This is a genomic window from Stenotrophomonas sp. Ker107b, from assembly GCF_053847245.1.
In genome coordinates this window covers 2,071,194-2,089,289 of the sequence record NZ_JBSPHX010000001.1, presented here as the reverse complement: position 1 = coordinate 2,089,289, position 18,096 = coordinate 2,071,194, and the positions used below count along the sequence as shown (strand labels likewise).

Below are 18,096 nucleotides of genomic sequence, written 5' to 3'. Positions count from 1 at the left end.
GGAACTTGGCACGAATGCTGCTCCAACCCCTCGCATGTAATCGGAGGTCGCCATGGACAGCGTTGCCGCACACCGCACACGACACACCACACTCTGGCTGCTCGCCGTTGCACTCATCGTGCCGGCGGCCGCCAACGCCTCCGGCGCACGCCAGGGCGTCAAACCCCAGCCCGGCGAAATCGTCCTCCTGCGTGACGTCTCCGCACGGCCGGCTTACCGTCCGGCACCGCCCGGTCTGGCGCTGATCGCCGACCCCTCGCCGCGGCGCGAAATCGGCCAGGCCCTCGGTACCTCCACCGGCATGGACGAACTCAGCGACGATGACTACGCCTCGCTCGGTTCCAACACCGGCGCCGGCATCCCGCGCAGCGCCACCACCATCGAGCGTGTCACCGGCCACACGGTCAGCGGCACCCTCGGCAAGGTCACCGACAGCGGCATGCTCTCCAGCGGCCAGCTCAGCAACACCATCGGTGGCCCCATGGGCGCGGTCGGCAACGCCACCCGCGGCATCGGCGACCAGGTCCGCGGCGCACTTGCCCAGTTCCCGCTTGGCCAGCCCGCAGGCGGACCCGGCAAATGAACACCGTCCTGCGCACTGCACTGCTGACCGGCCTGCTGCTCGCCCCGGTGGCCGCACACGCACAGCAGGCCAACGACTACGCCGCGATGCTCTCCTACCTCAATCAGAGCCGCATCGACGGCCGCACCCTGGCCGGCGCCGACGGCGCCATGACCGTCAACATGGCCGCCGGTGATCTCAACCAGCAGGCCAACCTGATGGGCATCGCCAACGGCCGCAACGCCAGCATCACCGTGGATGCGCGCCAGCAGCAGTCCAACAACCTCAGCCTCAGCGACACCGCCATGGACGCCAGCGCCACGCTCGGCGGCCAGGCACTCAACGGCGCCCGAGGCGTGGCATCGATCAACCAGGCCAGCGGCAACGGCAACGCGACGCTCAACGTCGTCACTGCCACGCTGGCGCAACAGGGCATACGCGAAACGAACGACGAGGCTTTGGCCGCGTCGGGCGCACTCGCGTCAGCAGGGGGGCAGGGGGCCGTCAACAGCGGTCGGTCGGCCGGAACTCGCAGGGTGGCGGTCGAAGCCTCCGCACTGCAGGGATTCGACGGCGTCCTGCAACTCAATCAGATCGCGGGATCCGGCAACGCCACCGCAAACCAACTGAGCATTTCGGTGCAGTCCACCCCGTGAGTAGTCACATCCACCCGATTGTCTGTGATGAGAGAGAGGGCACCATGAACACCAACATGAAACGGACCGTACTGGCCATCGCCGTCGCCGCTGCATCCGCCTCCGCCGGCGCCAATGGCTGGGGCAATGACCGCGACAACCAGAACCAGAGCGCCAACATCAACCACCTGCACAACGTGGCTGAAACGCGCACCAACACCAACACCGATACGAACACCGAAACCAATACCACCACCAACACCGATACCGATTCGCGCACCTGGAACCGGACCTGGAACAACACCCGCAACAACAACAGCACCACCAACACCACCATCAACGACAACGTGACGAGCAACACCAACGTCACCAGCAACCGCGACGTGACCAGCAACCGCAACGTCACCGAGAACGTCAACAAGACCAGCAACATCCAGGCCGACGAACGCCAGGAAAAGAACAACCACGGCGTTGACGTGAACATCGAGAAAGACCTGCGCCTGAGCTCGGACATCAGCTTCTCGGGTGATCCGGAAATCACCGGCTCGATCGATATCGACTCGGCCGCCATCGCCATCATCGACAACCGCCAGTCGGTCACCAACAATCTGGCCGGCAACACCCTGGTGACCAACAGCGCCTCGATCGCCGATGACGTCGGTGCCGATGCCTCCGGCAACCTGGGCTTCAACGTCGCCGCCGGTGACAACAACGCGCAGGACAACGCCGCGTCGCTGTCCGCGGCCGATGCGTCCTTCAGCTTCGGCATGGCCGATGCGGAGGTCTTCGTCAACCAGTACGGCGGTGGCAACACCACCATCAATTCGGGCGTGACCAACGCCGCGGGCCTGGGTGGCAATGCCTTCAGCGGTGCGTCCGGCAACATTGGCGCCAACGTCGCCTCGGGCAACAACAACGAGCAGAAGAACGCGCTCGCCGCCTCGGTCGCCACCAGCGCCTATGCAACCTCGAGCATCAGCTCCAACCAGGTGTCCTCCGGCAACACCGTCAGCAACGCCGGCTACCTGCAGTCGATGACCGACACCGTGGACGTGAACCTGAGCGGTCGCGTTGCCGGTGCCACGTTGGCCGTCGGTGCGGGCCGTTACAGCGGTTCGGGTAGTGCCTACCAGAAAGACAACTACTACCTGGATACCTGGAGTGGCGCGCTGGATCACCCGAGCGGCAGCGAAACCGGTCATATCGACATGGATAGCGATATCCAGAATGCCACCGCCAACCCGAATCGTCCGGGCGTGGGCGGCATTGCGTTCGACACCGAAGAGCGCGGCACCAGCCAGTTCGTTGAACTGGGCATCGCCGACCTCTACGCGAGCCTGAGCGGCACCGTCTCCACCACCCGCTGGGTGAACGTGGATGCCACCAACACCGCGGCGCTGTCCGGCAGTGCGTTCTCCGGCGCCTCCGGCAACATCGGGGTGAACGTGGCCTCCGGTACCGGCAACCTGCAGGCCAACAGTCTGGCCCTGGCGGTTGCGCAGCCCTCCACCGGCGGTGGTGGTGGCGGCGGTCCGGAACAGTAAGTCTGTCCGTTTTCGCAAGCAGTACGCGTTGAGCGCAACAAACCCGGTCATCCGCCAATGACCGGGCTCCCCGGGAGCCCCTGTCCCTTCTCCCCCTTGGGGCAGGGGCTCCTTCCTGAGCCGGAGTACTACATGTCCAGTCGTATGCGCACGTGGATGCTGGTGTGGACACTGTCGATGCTGATGATGCCGATGGGCAGCGTACGCGCCGGCGATGTCGGCTTCAGTGGCGTACTGCCCAACGGGGCGGTGCTCACCCAGCGTGTGGAAAGCATGCAGGAACGGCGCTTCCGCAACGTGGTGCGGCAACACACCGATTACAGCTGTGGCGCAGCTGCCCTGGCCACGATCCTGCGCTATGCCTACCACCTTGAGGCGGATGAGAGCACGGTGATCGAAGGGATGATGGGGGTCTCGGATCCACAACTGGTCCACCAGCGCGGTTTCTCGCTGCTGGACATCAAGCGTTACGTCGAATCGATGGGCATGCGTGGACGCGGCTACCGCGTCAATGAAGAGCGCCTGCGCTCACTGCGCGTGCCCGGGCTGGTGCTGATGGATGTGCGGGGCTTCCGCCACTTCGTGGTCCTCAAACAGGTCCGTGGCGATGTGGTGGATGTGGCCGACCCGATCCTGGGAAACCGCAGCATTCCCGTCAGCGAATTTCTTCAGGCGTGGCCGTCGCGCGCCGTGTTTGTCGTGATCGGCAGTGACTTCGATCGCAACACGGCACTGCTGCAGCCCGGCGAACGGCCGAGTGCCCGTTCGCTGTATGCCAGGCAGGGGCCGATCACCGACGCGGAACTGGTCGATTTCGGATTCACCCATGCCGATCTGTTTTAAGGAGGCACCATGAACATCGCAACCTGGACGCCCGGCATTATGTTGCTCGCCCTGCTGGGCACCGCGCCGGCGCATGCCGACGAGAGCCGGCCCGGCAAGGGATTGAGCGAAATCCCCGATCCGGAATTGAATCTCATGCGGGGGCGTTACACCGTCGGTGGCAACACCGTGGCGTGGTTCGGCGTCACCATGGTCTCGCAATGGCAGACCGCCGGTGGGCAGTCCGCACAGAGCGCGCTGAAGCTGGGCATGGACTTCAGCCACGGCGGCAGCACACCGAAGATCAGCTTCGCACCGAGCGTGAGCGTGACCGCCGCCGATGCGCCGCTGCCGGTGACACCCGGGCGCAGCGTGGATTCCACCGGGCTGCAGAACGTGGCTGGCCTGAGTCAGAGCATCCAGGTGGCCGGCGACGGCAACCTGGCCAGCAACGCCACCCAGCTCACCGTACGCGATGGCGTGGCACCCACGCCCACCGGCGAAGGCGTGAACCTGGCCAGCGTGCAGCAGGGCGGCGTCAGCGCGCTGGCCCAGCTGGAAGGCAACACGGCCAAGGTGCAGTTGCAGATCGAGGGTGTCGGTGCGGTCCAGCAATGGATCCGCAATGGCAGCGTCGGCCAGAGCATCGCGCTGGGCAGTGATGGACAGTCGGTCACCAACCGGCTGCAGATCGACCTCGTGAGGCAATCGCTGGCCAACAACGTTCCGCTCAACCAGAACGTGGCGCAGGCGATGACGCTGGTACGCGGCGTAGGCATGGGGCCGGGCCAGTGATCCATCGGCCCGGCAGGGGGAGCGTCAACACAACAGTGGGCCAAGGCAATGCACACGATGATCCGCGCAACACCGCTGGCGCTGGCGGCGCTGGCACTCATGGCGGCTGCGTCCGCCCAGGCACAGGCGCAACAGCCTGCGCCCAATGACGAGGCCGATGTCAGGGCACTGATGGCGCAGCTGGAAAGCCTCAAGGCCAACTACGCGCAGGAAGTGCGACGCCTGCGCGAGCTGGACATGCAGGTGCAGGCGATGCAGGCAAGGCTGACCGGCAAGACCGCGCCGGTCGCCGGTGCCGCACCTCCACCGCAACAGGCCTTGCCGGCTGGCACGCCTGCAGCGCCGGCCAGCGCCGACGGTTACGCCAGCTCGGCGGCCGAAGCGCAGCAGGCCAAACAGGAATCGCGACGCAGCGTGGATGACGTCAAACAGCAGCAGGCCGCGCTGTTCAGCCGCCGCTTCACCATCGAAAACAGCCTGTCCTATGCGCGCTATGACCGCAAGCAGCTGAGCCTCAACGGCTTCCTCGCGCTGGACGCGATCTTCCTGGGCAACATCGCCATCGAGAATGTCGAGTCGGACACGCTGACCTACAACCTGGCTGCGCGCTGGGGCGTCAGCCCACGCCTGACCTTGAATCTTGATGTCCCGTATCTGGCGCGCAAGACGGTGTTCCAGAAGGGCGGTGCCGGCGGTTCTGCGGCCGCCATCGCGCAGGAAGAGACGACGGGTAATGGCATCGGCGATGTTGGCGTGAGCGCCAACTACCGGCTGTTCGCCGAGCGTGGGCGGCTGCCGGAAACCGTGCTGACCGTGGGCGCGACCGCGCCGACCGGGCGTGCGCCGTATGGGCTGGACTGGAAGGTGCTCGAGCGTGATGACGATGACTTCATCCGCTTCGCCGTGCCCGAGCAGCAGCCCACCGGCAACGGGGTGTGGCAGGCCAACGTCGGGCTTTCCGCAGTGAAGACCGCCGATCCGGCGATCCTGTTCGCCAACATCGGTTACATCCATTCCTTCCCGCGCAGCTTCGATGACATCGATGCCAACCCGGACACCACCAACCCGGGGGATGTGAAGCTGGGCGGCTCGTACTACTTCGGTGCCGGCGTGGCGTTCGCGTTCAACGAGCGCACCAGCCTGAGCATCTCCTTCAGCGACAAGCTGAGCGCGCGCGCGTCCACGCGCTACAAGAACGGGCAGTGGCTGAAGGTGATCGGCAGCGATGCCAACGCCGCTACGCTCAACCTGGGCATCACCTATGCGCTGAACCAGAAGACCACGTTGGTGAGCCTGCTGGGTATCGGCCTGACCCCCGATGCACCGGACTTCACCCTGGCCTTCAAGGTGCCGTACAGCTTGTGAGCCAACGGCAGGGTCGCGCAGTCCACGGGTTCCACGCGACGGTCCGTAGGTCAGCGCAGTCCGGGTAGCGCCAGTTGGTGCTTGCGGCAGAGCCGGTAGACGGTCACCCGGGAGACCTGCATCTGGCGGGCGCAGGCGGTGATGTTGAAATCCGCCTGCCGCAGCGCATGCAGCAACGTCTCGCGTTCGGCCACCTGCTTTGCGCCTTGCAGGCCGCGCTCGGCGGTGGCCATCAGCGGTTGCGTCAATTCCAGGTCCGCTGCGGTGATCAGCTCGGCATCGCTGACGATCGCTGCACGCTGCACCCGGTTGAGCAGCTCGCGCACATTGCCCGGCCAGCCGAACCGCTCCAGTGCCTGGACCGCATCGGCGGTGAATCCGCGCGCACGGGTGACATGGCGGTGCCGGAAGCTGGCGAGGAAATGGTGGGCCAGCAACGCGATGTCGCTGCCGCGCTCGCGCAGCGGCGGCAGTGGCAGCCGCAGTACATTGAGGCGATAGAAGAGGTCGCGACGGAAGTGACCTTGTTCGACCGCTTTCTCCAGATCCACGTGGGTGGCCGCGAGTACGCGCACATCCACTTCCAGCGGCCGGTTGCTGCCGACGCGCTCGACGGTCCCTTCCTGCAGCACGCGCAGCAGATTGGTCTGCGCATCCAGCGGCAGATCGCCGATCTCATCCAGGAAGACGGTGCCACCACTGGCCGATTCGAACAGGCCCAGCCGACGGGTCGCTGCACCGGTGAAGGCGCCGCGCTCGTGGCCGAACAGCTCGGACTGGACCAGCGCCGCCGGGATCGCGCCGCAGTTCACCGCCAGGAACGGACGCGCATGACGTGCGGACAGTGCATGCAGGGCCTGGGCGGCCAATTCCTTGCCGGTGCCGGTTTCGCCGGTGATCAGCACCGGCAGATCCACCGGCGCGTACTTGCGGATTGCCGCGCGGGTGACCTGCAGCACGGCACTGTCGCCGATCAGGGACTGCGGACCGTGGGTGGCGGGCAGGGGCTCGGCACCCGCCAACTGCTGCAGGCGTTGGACGACGCGCGGCAGATCGATCGGCGCGGTATAGGTATCCACGCAGGCGGCGAGCAGTGCGTCCAGCACCGGCGAGGGACGCAGTGGGGCGGCCGGCAGCAGGGCAAGCAGGCTCATGTGACGGTGGTCCACCAGTAACTGCTGCAGATGGGCCAGATTGGCCGGGACCACGGTGCGCAGGTCCAGCAGGCCCACGACCTGGTCGCTGCCGCGCATGCCGATGCCCGCGCATTGTTCCGGGGCCACGCCCCGCACCTGCCAGCCGGCCGCAGCCAAGGTGGCCCGTTCAAGCGGGAGAGGTTGCCCAAACCAGATCACACACCGGGCAGGAAAATCGGGGACAGCCGCCATGCGTCACCTTGTCGACGAGAAGCTCGGGCGGTGTCTGCTGCCTGATCGGTTGCCGCGCACGTGCCGCCCCACGTCCGGGTCCGTCCCCCGCCGCAGCGCACAGGCGCCCGGCGTGTCGCCGGCCGGGAAATAGACGGTGACAGAGAAGGGAACGCGGATTGGGTGGGTCAGCGGCCATCGCCGGGCGGCCCAAAGAAAAAGGCCGCTGCGGGGCAGCGGCCTTCGATCTGTGGGTTCAGCAGGGCGCGTCAGAGATCGACGCGGCGGGCCTGCATGAACTTGCCGCCCCAGTAGCCGCTGACCAGGCTGTCCACGCGGACGTCCTTGCCGGTGCTCGGGGCATGCAGGAAGCGACCTTCGCCGACATAGATGCCGACGTGGTCGACCCGGCCCTTGCGGCCGAAGAACACCAGGTCGCCCGCCGCCAGGGCGTTGCGGTCATTGATCAGTTCGGCCGCGCCGTCATGGGCCATTTCGCGCGACACGCGCGGCAGCTCGACGCCCAGCGCGGTCCGGAACACATAGCCCACCAGGCCACTGCAGTCGAAACCGCTGTCCGGCGAGGTGCCACCCCAGCGGTACGGGGTGCCGAGCAGGGTCATCGCACGGCGCAGCAGGGACTGGACCTTGCCGTTTTCGGCGGCGTCGCCGGCCACGGCAATGGCGCCGGTGCTGGCGTCGTAATTGGCGAGCAGGCGGCTCAGATCACCGGCGAACATCGCCGAGCGGTCCATGAGGGGGATGGTGTCGTTGGCCGCCAGGTGCGGAAGCAGGGCGGCGAGGGTGGCGCTGGCAGCGGCATCGGCCTTGCTGCGGACCGGCGCATCAGCCTTGGGCTTGGCCGGCGCGGGTGACTCGGCTGCGACAGTGACGGGCGTTGCAGCGACCTCGGGGGCCGTCGTCGGTGCGGACTGGGCCCATGCCGGAAGGCTGGCCAGGCAGAGCGCTGCGGCGATGAAGGCGGGTCGGGCGCGACGCCGAAGGGCGGCGGTCTGGCCTTTGCAACTCAGGTCGTCTGTCGTCACGCGGCGGTCACTGAATAAAAACGATGGGTGATGATGCCGTGTAAGCGCGGTGATTAGGTACAAATTCCGTTAATTTTTCGTTTACAACTACGTGATGTTCGTCACAAATTTTGCCCTTACCCCTGTTCAGTTTAGTTAAGGACGCGTTTCGCCCCGGTGTAGTGGTCTTTCCAGTACGGTCCGCCCAGCGAGTCCAGGCGGACCGTGCCGCCGGTGCTGGGGGCGTGCACGAAGCGGCCTTCGCCGACATAGATGCCGACATGGAAGACGTTGCCCTTGTTGCCGAAAAACACCAGATCGCCCGGCGCCAGGCGCTTGGGCTCGATCTTCGGTCCCTGCACGGCGGCCAGATCGCGCGAGGTGCGCGGCAGGCGCAGATCAAGCATCTCGCGGTAGACATAGGCGACCAGGCCGCTGCAGTCGAAGCCGGACTCCGGGGTGTTGCCGCCGTAACGGTAGGGCGTGCCGACCAGGCCGATCGCGCGCATCAGCACCGCGTTGGCCGCCTGCGGGTCGTTCGGGGTCACGCTGGGCCAGACCTGGGTGGAGGCGGGCGGTGGGGCCGGGCGGGTGGTCTTGCCGCCGCCACAGGCACTCAGCAGGGCGATGATCGCCAGCAGGGCCAGGCGGCCGGGCAGGCGGGTCAGGCGCGAAACTGGCGTCATGTGCATGTTGTCCGGATAATGCGCGACCTTAGAAGGCCGTCATGATGGCGGCGTATCCGGCAGGCCACAACCCGCCTCACCCGTCTGCCCTCGGCAGTCTCCAGACCAGAGTTGCGCATGAAGATCGAAAAAGACCGCGTCGTCCGTTTCCATTACACCGTCGCCGAGCAGGGCCAGGAGCCGATCGAGAGCTCCAAGGACCGTGATCCGCTGGCGATCCTGATCGGCCACGGCAACATCATTCCGGGCCTGGAAAACGCCATGATGGACAAGGAGGCCGGCGCCACCTTCGAAGTGGACGTCAAGGCGACCGACGCCTACGGCGAGCGCCGCGAAGGCCTGACCCAGCGCGTGCCCAAGAAGCACTTCGGTACCTCCAAGCTGATCCCGGGTCAGCAGGTCGTGCTGCAGACCAACTTCGGCCCGCGCGCCGTGACCGTCGAGAAGGTCGGCATGAGCGTGGTCGACGTCGACCTGAACCACCCGATGGCCGGCAAGGACCTGCACTTCAACGTCGAGATCGTCGACGTGCGCGAAGCCAGCAAGGAAGAGATCGAGCACGGCCACGTGCACGGCGACGGCGGCCACCAGCACTGAGTGCTGCGACCCCTCGTTGATCCAACGGCCCGCTTCGGCGGGCCGTTTTCGTTTGTGCGGCAGGCCCTCGTGCGCACGGCATAATGGCGGCCCTGGTCAGCGGATTGCCTGTGAACGCAGCTTCTTCTCCTTTGCAGCCGGTGGGTGCCCACGAGCGCATCGCCGTCATCGACATCCTGCGCGGCTTCGCATTGCTGGGCATCCTGCTGATGAACATGGAGGCGTTCAGCGGTCCGCTGGATCTGTCCTTCACCGGCATCGATCCGCATTGGCAGGGCGCGGACTACTGGGCCGATGCGGCCATTTACGTGCTGGTCCAGGGCAAGTTTTTCACCCTGTTCTCGCTGCTGTTCGGCGCGGGGTTCTCGGTCATGGCGCAGCGCGCCGAAGCGGCTGGCCGCGCATTCGCACCGTTCTATCTGCGCCGCAGCGCGGCCCTGCTGTTGATCGGCCTGTGCCACGCGCTGCTGGTGTGGTCCGGCGACATCCTGGTGATTTACGCGTTGATCTCGATGCTGTTGCTTGCCTGTCGCGAGGCACCGCGCAGCTGGCTGCCGGCGATGGGCGCGATCAGCTATCTGGGCGCAGCCGCCCTGGTGATGTTGCTGGGCGCGTTGATGAGCTGGATGGCCAGCATGGAGCATGCGCAGGAACCCCTGCGCGAGGCCATCGTCCAGGCTCAGCGGACGATCGAACTGCAGCGGCAGGCCTACGCGCACGGCAGCTGGTGCGAGGCGGTCGGCCAGCGCGTGCGTGACCTCGGCGCGATGCTGTCGGGCATCTTCGTGATCGGCCCGGAAGTGCTGGGCATGTTCCTGATCGGCAGTTGGTTTGCGCGCAGTGGCGCGCTGGCCGCGCCGGATCGTTTCGCGCGGCTGTATGCACGGTTGCGCTGGATCGCGTTGCCGGTGGGCCTGGTGCTGATGCTGGGCAGTGCGATCTGGCACCCCTATCAGGCGCCCGGCACGCTGGATCTGCGTGCCGGCATGGCGTATGCGATCAGCGCGTTGGCCGGGCTGCTGATGTGCCTGGGCTACCTGGCCTGGATCGTGCACTGGCGCGCGCGTCTGCAGGTGCTGGCACCGATGGGGCGGATGGCGCTGACCCATTACATCGGCCAGTCGCTGGTCTGCACGTGGGTGTTCTACGGATACGGACTTGGCGTGTTCGAGATGATGCCGCGGCTGTGGCAGATTCCGTTCGCGCTGGCGCTGTTCGCGCTGCAGGTCCTGATCAGCCATGTATGGCTGCGCTGCTTCCGCTTCGGGCCACTGGAATGGTTCTGGCGTGCGATGACCTATCTGCAGTGGCCGCCGCTGCGCCGGGCCTGAACCCGTGGGCGCCCCCGCGGCACCCTCACGTCTGGATCGCGGCCGGCCATGGCATGCTCGGAACGCGCATGCGCGTCGGCACCGGCCAGTGGACGGCAGAGCTGATCCACGGCCGCACGCCGACGATCGATCCTGCCCCTTACCGAGTTGAGCGATACCAATGACGACGCACTACGACTATGACCTGATCGTGCTGGGCGGTGGTTCCGGCGGGCTCGCCGCGGCCTTCCGCGCGGCGCAGCACGGCCAGCGCGTGGCGATGCTGGAGCCGGGCGAACTGGGCGGCACCTGCGTCAATGTCGGCTGCGTGCCGAAGAAGGCGATGTGGCTGGCGGCCGATCTTTCCGGCCGTATTGGTCTGGCCGCCGCAATGGGCTTCGATGTGCCGGTGCGCCCTTCGCTGGACTGGAAAGAACTGGTGGTGCATCGGCAGGCCTACATCGCCAACATCCATGCCAGTTATCTCAAACGACTCAATGAGAACAAGGTCGTGCGTGTACCGCGCCGTGGTCGGCTGGTGGATGCGCACACCGTGGAGTGCAGCGATGGCGTGCGCATCAGTGCGGCTCACATCCTGATCGCGACCGGTGCGTATCCGCAGCGGCCGGAGATTCCCGGTGCCGAACTGGGCCTGGTGTCCGATGATTTCTTCAACCTGTGCGGCGCGCCCGAGCGGGTCGCGATCGTGGGCGGTGGCTACATCGCGGTGGAGCTGGCCGGGCTGCTGCAGGCGCTCGGTAGCCGGGTGACGCTGCTGGTACGTGGCGAGCGGCTGCTGGAGCGCTTCGATGCAGAACTGACCGCACAGCTTGCCGAGAACCTGCGCCACCAAGGCGTGCAGATCCATTTCGGTTACCGCCTGCGCGAGCTGCAGCGTGACGGCGATGCCGTGGTCGCGCTCGGCCATGACGGCCCGGCCGACGGTCATTTCGATGCGGTGTTCTTTGCCACCGGGCGACGCGGCAACAGTGCCGATCTGGGGTTGGAGGCGCTCGGCGTGGTGATCGGTGACAAGGGCGAGGTCGAGGTCGACGCGTGGCAGACCACCGCGGTACCCAGCGTGCACGCGGTGGGCGACATCGCCGGCAAGGTTGGCCTGACCCCGGTGGCGATCGCCGCGGCGCGCAAGCTGATGGACCGCCTGTTCGGTGGCCAGCCGCAGGCCAAGATGGACTATGAGAACGTGGCCAGTGTGGTGTTCTCGCATCCGGCCTTGGGCGCGGTGGGGCTGAGCGAAGAAGAGGCCTGCGCGAAGTACGGCGACGTCCGTGTGTACCGCAGCAACTTCCGCCCGATGCTCCAGGCCTTGGCCGATGGCACCCAACGCAGCCTGTTCAAGCTGGTCTGCGTGGGCGAGGAGGAGCGTGTGGTCGGTGTTCACCTGCTGGGCGAGTCTGCCGATGAAATCCTGCAGGGGTTCGCACTGGCGGTGAAGATGGGCGTGACCAAGGCCCAGTTCGACGACACCGTGGCGATCCATCCGACCTCTGCAGAAGAAGTCGTACTGATGCGCTGAAAGCGCATCAGCGGCGTGCAGCTGCCGCAGCCGCAGCAGGGATCCGGTAGTGCCACGCCATGCGTGGCAACCGCGCACCGCGCGGCACACCCTTCCGCAGGCGAACGGCTCGGCGGCCTGCGATGTCCTTTCCGCAGTTGAAACAGGATCGGAGCGCCGTTCCTGCAGTGTCTGCCGGCGCAGAACACCCGCCGCCACGCATGCGACAATGGCCGCTCCCCACCTGACCAGCCGCCCCCGCGCGGCTGTCCGTCGTCCTGATGACTTCACCCGTGTCCTCACTGCCCACGTCCTCCAGCCGCATCGCCGCCGGCGGTATCGCACTGGCCGCGATCGGCGCGATCGCGGCTTCGGGCAAGGCGGTCATCGTCAAACTCGCCTATCGGCATGGGGTGGATGCCACCACGCTGCTCGCCCTGCGGATGCTGATGGCGTTCCCGCTGTTCGCGGTGCTGGCGGTATGGTCGGCGCGGCGTGCGCCCGCGTTGTCCTGGGGCGACCGCGGGCGCGTGGTGTGGCTGGGCTTCACCGGGTATTACCTGTCCAGCCTGCTGGATTTCCAGGGCCTGCAGTACATCAGCGTCACCCTGGAACGGCTGATCCTGTACTTGAACCCCACGCTGGTGCTGCTGATCAGCCTGGTCCTGCTGAAGAAGCGCCCTGGTCGCTGGCAGGTGGCGGCATTGGTGCTCAGCTATCTCGGCGTACTGCTGGCCTTCGGCCATGACCTCCAGCTGGAAGGCGGGCGCATCGTGCTGGGCAGTGCACTGGTGTTCGCCAGTGCGCTGAGCTACGCGCTGTATCTGTTCGGCAGTGGCCAGGTGGTGGCGCGGATCGGTGCGATCCGCCTGACCGCCTATGCCAGCTGCGTGGCCTGCGTGTTGTGCGTGCTGCACTTCGCGGTGCTGCACCCGATGTCGGCGCTGGGCCAGGCACCCACACCGGTGTATTGGCTGTCGCTGATCAACGCGACGGTCTGCACGGTGCTGCCGGTGATGGCGATCATGCTGGCGGTGAAGCGGATCGGCTCGTCGCTGGCCGCCCAGGTGGGTATGCTCGGTCCGGTCTCCACCATCGTGATGAGTCTATGGCTGCTCGACGAACCCATGGGGCCGTGGCAGATCCTCGGCACGGCCCTGGTCCTGCTCGGCGTGCTGCTGGTCAGCCGGGTGCGCGCGTGAACGCGGCCGCCGTGGGCGATGACCCGGCGGCGCAGGCGCGCGCACGGATTCTGGCAGTGATCCGTGCGATTCCGCGTGGGCAGGTGATGGGCTATGGCCAGGTCGCCGCCAAGGCGGGCCTGCCGGGCAGGGCGCGGCTGACCGCACGCGTGCTGGGCATGAATGACGACCCGGACCTGCCGTGGCACCGCGTGCTGCGCTCGGACGGGCGCATTGCAATGCCCGAAGGCTCCGCTGGCTGGAAGGAACAGAGCCAGCGGCTGCGCGCCGAGGGCGTAGCGATCGAACGGGGGCGGGTGAAGGGCATGCCGGTAGCCGGCGCCAACGATCTGGATGCCGCCCTGTGGGGACCTGACTGACGCTGCCTGCCGGTTGAACGCGGGCGCCGCCGCGCAGATGGCGGCCGGGCGCTGCGGCTATGATGGGTGCAGTTCCAAAGGATGCCCCCATGTTTCCGCGACTGCCTACCGTCACCAAAGCGTTGCTGATCGCCAACGCCGTGCTGTTCCTGCTGCAGCAGCCGTTCCTGCTCGGCAACGGCACCTTCGAGCCCTTCATGCTGCAGCCGTTGGGCGGCGGCTTCGATCCGTTCTCGCCGGGGGGCAACTTCCAGCCGTGGCAGCTGCTGACCTATGGCTTCCTGCATGGCAGCTTCGGCCACCTGTTCTTCAACATGCTCGCGCTCTTCATGTTCGGCGCGCCGTTGGAGCAGACCTGGGGCGAAAAACGTTTCCTCATCTATTACCTGGTGTGCGTCGCCGGTGCCGGGCTGTGCCAGCTGGTGGTCGGCATGATGCTGGCCGATCCGGCCACAGTGCTGGGTGCTTCGGGTGGCGTGTTCGGTCTGCTGCTGGCCTACGGCATGCTGTTCCCGAACCAGCGGGTGATGCTGCTGTTCCCGCCGATCCCGATGAAGGCCCGTACCTTCGTGATCGTGTTCGGCGCGATGGAACTGATGCTGGGCGCCACCGGCTGGCAGCCGGGCGTGGCCCATTTCGCGCATCTGGGCGGCATGCTGTTCGGCTGGCTGTTGATCCGCTACTGGCGCGGCCAACCGCCGTTCAACAACCGCCGCCCGCCGGGTCCGCCGAAGCGACCCAATCACCTGCGCAGCATCAAGTGAGGCGTTGAAGTTGCGATGCGCCTTGCGCCCGGACTGGCGTAAGGCGGCATCGTCGTGTGCGCCGTCCTGCACATTGATGCTGCTCATCATCGGGGGGGCCTGATCCGCAATCAAATGATGGAAAGTGTGAGGGGTGTCTCATAATGAGATAAACAAGTGAGACTTATTATCTCAACATGCCTCGGATTATGGTCGGGAATCGCCTGTTTACATTAAGTTTATTTAGTCAAAGGCTTTTTATTCAATGACTTGAGAGCTTATTCAGCTTGGATTGCATCTCGCGAAATAGTGAAATTAAGATCGGGTTCAGTTGCGGAAAACGTCATCCAGCCGCAACGCTGTTGACATCTCTGTATGCAACCCCGACTCAAGGACACTCCATGACACGCAGCATCCCGGCCAACCGGCTGAAGCGCACGGCACTGGCCGTTCTCCTGACCTCTTTCATCGGTGCCGCCGCCGCGCAGAGCACCACCGGCTCCGTTTACGGCACGGTGCCGTCCGCCTCGGGCACCACGGTTGTCGTGCAGAGTGACACCGGCCTGCGCCGCTCCGCCACGGTCGATGCCAACGGCCGTTACACCTTGGGTTCGCTGCCGGTGGGTCGCTACACAGTGACCCTGCAGCGCGACGGCCAGGTCGTGGAGAAGCGCGACAACGTCCAGCTGATCGTCGGTGCCGGTACCGAAGTGTCCTTCGGGGGGGGCGGTGGCAGCGCCGGCGGCGAGGCCACCAACCTCGGTACCGTCAATGTGACGGCATCCAACGTGCCCAAGATCGATGTGAGCAACACGGTGTCCCGTTCGGTGATCACCTCTGAGCAGCTGGATGTACTGCCGCTGGGCCGGAGCGCGGAGGCCATCGCGCTGCTGGCGCCGGGCGTGGTCGGCGGCAGCGGTGCCTTCGCCAACGGCTCGCGCTCGGTACTTTCCTTCGGCGGCTCCAGCGTCAGCGAGAACGCGTATTACCTCAATGGCTTCAACGCGACCAACCCGCTGAACAACCTGGGGGGCGTCAGTCTGCCCTACGGTTCGATCGATCAGCAGGAGACGTTCACCGGCGGCTATGGCGCAAGCTACGGCCGCTCCACCGGCGGTGTGATCAACCAGCTCGGCAAGCGCGGCACCAACGAATGGCATTTCGGCGTCCAGACCACCTGGCAGCCGGATTCGCTGGCGGAATCGCCCCGCGACATTCTGTATCCGGATCGCGCGCTGCAGGAAGGGTATGAGTTCCAGGATGCCTCGCTGCCCGGGACGCTGTACCGCTCGCGCCGTGGCGACAAGGCGACCCGTACCACCTACAGCGGCTATGTCAGTGGCCCGCTCATCGAAGACCGGCTCTTCATTCACCTGGCGGCCGAGCAGGATAAGTCCGACGGCGTGTCCACCGCATCCATCGAGTCGGCGCAGCAGTCGCGCAGCCATTACACCATCGATACGCCGAAGTTCTACGGCAAGATCGACTGGAACATCAATGACAGCAACACGCTGGAATACACGCGTCTCCAGAACACGGACCGTTACGACGCCTATTACCGGGACTACGATTACGAGACCCGCAGCGAGGGCGAGCGCACGGGTACGTTTGCCAATACGACGAAGCTGAAAGATACCTACGACATCTTCAAGTTCACCAGCTACCTCACCGACGACCTGACGCTCAGCGCATTGTGGGGGCGCAGCAAGCAGGACAACCTGGACTCCAATCCGCTGAGCTCGGGCAACCCGTTCATCAGCGGCGCCAACAGCCAGGATCCGTCGATCACCGGTGGTACGCCGATCCGCAACGATCAGCCGGCGATCAATGACAAGGCCGACAACGCGGGCAGCATTTCGCGTGGGCTGCGCGTGGATCTGCAGTACCGCATCGGCGATCACGAGATCACCGGTGGTATCGACAACATGACCTTCCAGGGGAACAACGAAGGTGAGGCGATGACCGGCCCCGGCTACGCCTGGATCTACTCGCGCATCGCCCCGGGTTCGTCACCGGCGCCTGGCTTCGATATCACCCCGCCCGGTGGCGAGGGTTACTTTGTGCAGAAGTACATCTACTCCACCACGACCAGCATGTCGCTGAAGCAGAAGGCGTACTACCTCGAAGACCGCTGGCAGGTGACGCCGAACTGGCTGCTGACCCTTGGCGTGCGCAATGACAAGTTCACCAACTACAACAGCGCGGCCGTGGCGTATGTCGAAAGCGGCGACCAGTGGGCACCCCGCCTGGGCGCGGCATGGGACGTGTTCGGTGATTCATCGCTGAAGGTGTTTGCCAACCTGGGCCGCTATTACCTGGCGCTGCCCAACAGCGTTGCCGTCCGCGGCGCCTCGGCGTCGACCTACACCCGCGAGTACTTCACGTACACGGGAATCGACGCGGATGGCAATCCCACCGGGCTGGGCGCACTGGGGCCGGGCCCGGTCTCGGCCAACAACGAGTATGGACAGACGCCGGACCCGCGCAGCGTGGCGCCGAGCGATCTGAAATCGCAGTACCAGGACGAGTTGATCCTCGGCTTCGAGAAGACCCTTGGCGCGTCGTGGAACAGTGGTGCGAAGGTCACCTACCGTCGCCTGCAGACCGCGATCGACGATACCTGCGATTCGAACCGCATCAATGACAAGCTGGATGCCATGGGGGTGGATTCCAGCAATCTGGAGGTGCCCGGCTGCGTGATCTTCAACCCGGGCAAGACCAACACCTTCCTGGTCAAGAAAACCGACGGCTCCGGCTACGTGCCGGTGAGCATGAGCGCGTCGGACTGGGGGCTGGGCAGCAACAAGGCCAAGCGGGATTACGTGGCCGTCGATCTGTTCGTCGAACACCCGATGAGCAACAACTGGTATGGCCGTCTCGACTACACCTGGTCGCGCAGTTTTGGCAACACCGAGGGGCCGGTCAAGTCGGATATCGGGCAGGACGACGTCGCCAAGACGCAGGACTGGGACTCCTCGTACCTGATGGAATACGCCGGCGGCTATCTGGCCAACGACCGTCGTCACCAGTTGAAGGGCTACGGTGCCTACCAGTTCACGCCGGAGTGGACGGCTTCGGCGACGCTGCGCGTGATGTCCGGTGCGCCGAAGAGCTGCCTGGGGTACTACGGCGCTGACCAGGGTGACCCGATCAACTACGGTTCGTCCTACCACTACTGCAATGGCAGTCCCTCGCGTCCGGGTGATGCCGGCCGCCAACCGTGGACGACGCGCGTGGATCTGGGCGTGATGTATCGCCCGGCATTTGCCGAGCAACGCCTTGGTTTCGCGCTGGATGTCTTCAACGTGCTGAATCAGCGCCGCCAGCTGCAATCCGACGTGACCTACCAGGAAGGCCCCGACACGGTCTCCAACCTCTATGGCATCGGGACCTACTTCACCGCGCCGCGTTCGGTTCGGCTGACGGCGTCCTACGACTTCTAACGTACCGCGTTACTCTCCAAGGCTTGTCTTCGACCCCGGCGCTTGCCGGGGTCTTTTTTGCCTGATCACGCGGTGCTTGGACACAGAAAAGGCGCCCCGGAGGGCGCCTTTCTGGTCAAACGCTT

The 18,096-nt window shown here is 65.7% G+C and carries 15 protein-coding genes and 1 pseudogene; 13 read left to right on the top strand and 3 right to left on the bottom strand.

The genetic code is table 11. From position 1 onward, the window contains the following. Nucleotides 1-52: 52 nt before the first annotated feature. From ACWV8V_RS09480 to ACWV8V_RS09455, 6 genes are all read left to right on the top strand, one after another. On the top strand, nucleotides 53-583 hold the full coding sequence (locus ACWV8V_RS09480; RefSeq protein ID WP_455899535.1) for a hypothetical protein: 531 nt from the start codon (nucleotides 53-55) through the stop codon (nucleotides 581-583). Next, nucleotides 580-1,218 carry a hypothetical protein gene (locus tag ACWV8V_RS09475; RefSeq protein WP_455899534.1) on the top strand — a complete coding sequence of 213 codons (639 nt, stop codon included), beginning with the start codon at nucleotides 580-582 and terminating at the stop codon, nucleotides 1,216-1,218. The genes ACWV8V_RS09480 and ACWV8V_RS09475 overlap by 4 nt, the downstream gene beginning before the upstream one ends. A 44-nt stretch (nucleotides 1,219-1,262) precedes the next feature. Continuing rightward, nucleotides 1,263-2,741: an adhesin gene (locus ACWV8V_RS09470; protein WP_429000503.1), complete on the top strand. Its 1,479-nt coding sequence runs from the start codon at nucleotides 1,263-1,265 to the stop codon at nucleotides 2,739-2,741. A gap of 144 nt (nucleotides 2,742-2,885) precedes the next feature. Beyond that, nucleotides 2,886-3,584, top strand: a complete 699-nt coding sequence (locus ACWV8V_RS09465) for a C39 family peptidase (protein WP_123730596.1) — start codon at nucleotides 2,886-2,888, stop codon at nucleotides 3,582-3,584. Nucleotides 3,585-3,593: 9 nt separating this feature from the next. After that, nucleotides 3,594-4,358, top strand: coding sequence for a hypothetical protein (locus tag ACWV8V_RS09460; protein WP_455899533.1), 765 nt, complete (start codon nucleotides 3,594-3,596; stop codon nucleotides 4,356-4,358). 48 nt (nucleotides 4,359-4,406) lie between these two features. Further along, the gene (locus ACWV8V_RS09455; protein ID WP_123730598.1) at nucleotides 4,407-5,723 is read left to right on the top strand and encodes a hypothetical protein; all 1,317 of its coding nucleotides are present in this window, start codon (nucleotides 4,407-4,409) and stop codon (nucleotides 5,721-5,723) included. A gap of 50 nt (nucleotides 5,724-5,773) precedes the next feature. Here the strand turns inward: ACWV8V_RS09455 and ACWV8V_RS09450 are convergent, their stop codons facing one another. From ACWV8V_RS09450 to ACWV8V_RS09440, 3 genes are all read right to left on the bottom strand, one after another. Further along, nucleotides 5,774-7,111 (bottom strand): sigma-54 interaction domain-containing protein, encoded by a 1,338-nt coding sequence (locus ACWV8V_RS09450; RefSeq protein ID WP_455899532.1) that lies wholly within the window; start codon nucleotides 7,109-7,111, stop codon nucleotides 5,774-5,776. A gap of 248 nt (nucleotides 7,112-7,359) precedes the next feature. After that, nucleotides 7,360-8,136, bottom strand: a complete 777-nt coding sequence (locus ACWV8V_RS09445; RefSeq protein ID WP_455899531.1) for a C40 family peptidase — start codon at nucleotides 8,134-8,136, stop codon at nucleotides 7,360-7,362. A 131-nt stretch (nucleotides 8,137-8,267) separates the two neighbouring features. Then, the gene (locus tag ACWV8V_RS09440; protein ID WP_259259603.1) at nucleotides 8,268-8,807 is read right to left on the bottom strand and encodes a C40 family peptidase; all 540 of its coding nucleotides are present in this window, start codon (nucleotides 8,805-8,807) and stop codon (nucleotides 8,268-8,270) included. A 111-nt stretch (nucleotides 8,808-8,918) separates the two neighbouring features. Here ACWV8V_RS09440 and ACWV8V_RS09435 point away from each other — a divergent pair, with 111 nt between their 5' ends. The 7 genes and pseudogenes from ACWV8V_RS09435 (at nucleotide 8,919) to ACWV8V_RS09405 (ending at nucleotide 17,971) form a co-directional block, all read left to right on the top strand. Then, nucleotides 8,919-9,398: an FKBP-type peptidyl-prolyl cis-trans isomerase gene (locus ACWV8V_RS09435; protein WP_259259604.1), complete on the top strand. Its 480-nt coding sequence runs from the start codon at nucleotides 8,919-8,921 to the stop codon at nucleotides 9,396-9,398. An 83-nt stretch (nucleotides 9,399-9,481) separates the two neighbouring features. Further along, a pseudogene (locus ACWV8V_RS09430) lies at nucleotides 9,482-10,893 on the top strand (DUF418 domain-containing protein). Then, nucleotides 10,890-12,245 carry a glutathione-disulfide reductase gene (gene gorA / locus ACWV8V_RS09425; protein WP_455899530.1) on the top strand — a complete coding sequence of 452 codons (1,356 nt, stop codon included), beginning with the start codon at nucleotides 10,890-10,892 and terminating at the stop codon, nucleotides 12,243-12,245. The pseudogene ACWV8V_RS09430 and the gene gorA overlap by 4 nt, the downstream one beginning before the upstream one ends. A 260-nt stretch (nucleotides 12,246-12,505) precedes the next feature. After that, nucleotides 12,506-13,426 carry a DMT family transporter gene (locus ACWV8V_RS09420; protein WP_455899529.1) on the top strand — a complete coding sequence of 307 codons (921 nt, stop codon included), beginning with the start codon at nucleotides 12,506-12,508 and terminating at the stop codon, nucleotides 13,424-13,426. Then, nucleotides 13,333-13,785: an MGMT family protein gene (locus ACWV8V_RS09415; protein ID WP_455899528.1), complete on the top strand. Its 453-nt coding sequence runs from the start codon at nucleotides 13,333-13,335 to the stop codon at nucleotides 13,783-13,785. Before ACWV8V_RS09420 ends, ACWV8V_RS09415 begins: the two co-directional genes overlap by 94 nt. Nucleotides 13,786-13,874: 89 nt before the next feature. Further along, the gene (locus ACWV8V_RS09410; RefSeq protein ID WP_455899527.1) at nucleotides 13,875-14,549 is read left to right on the top strand and encodes a rhomboid family intramembrane serine protease; all 675 of its coding nucleotides are present in this window, start codon (nucleotides 13,875-13,877) and stop codon (nucleotides 14,547-14,549) included. 380 nt (nucleotides 14,550-14,929) lie between these two features. Further along, entirely contained in the window at nucleotides 14,930-17,971 is a 3,042-nt protein-coding gene (locus tag ACWV8V_RS09405) for a TonB-dependent receptor (RefSeq protein WP_455899526.1), read from the top strand. The last annotated feature ends 125 nt before the right edge of the window (nucleotides 17,972-18,096 follow it).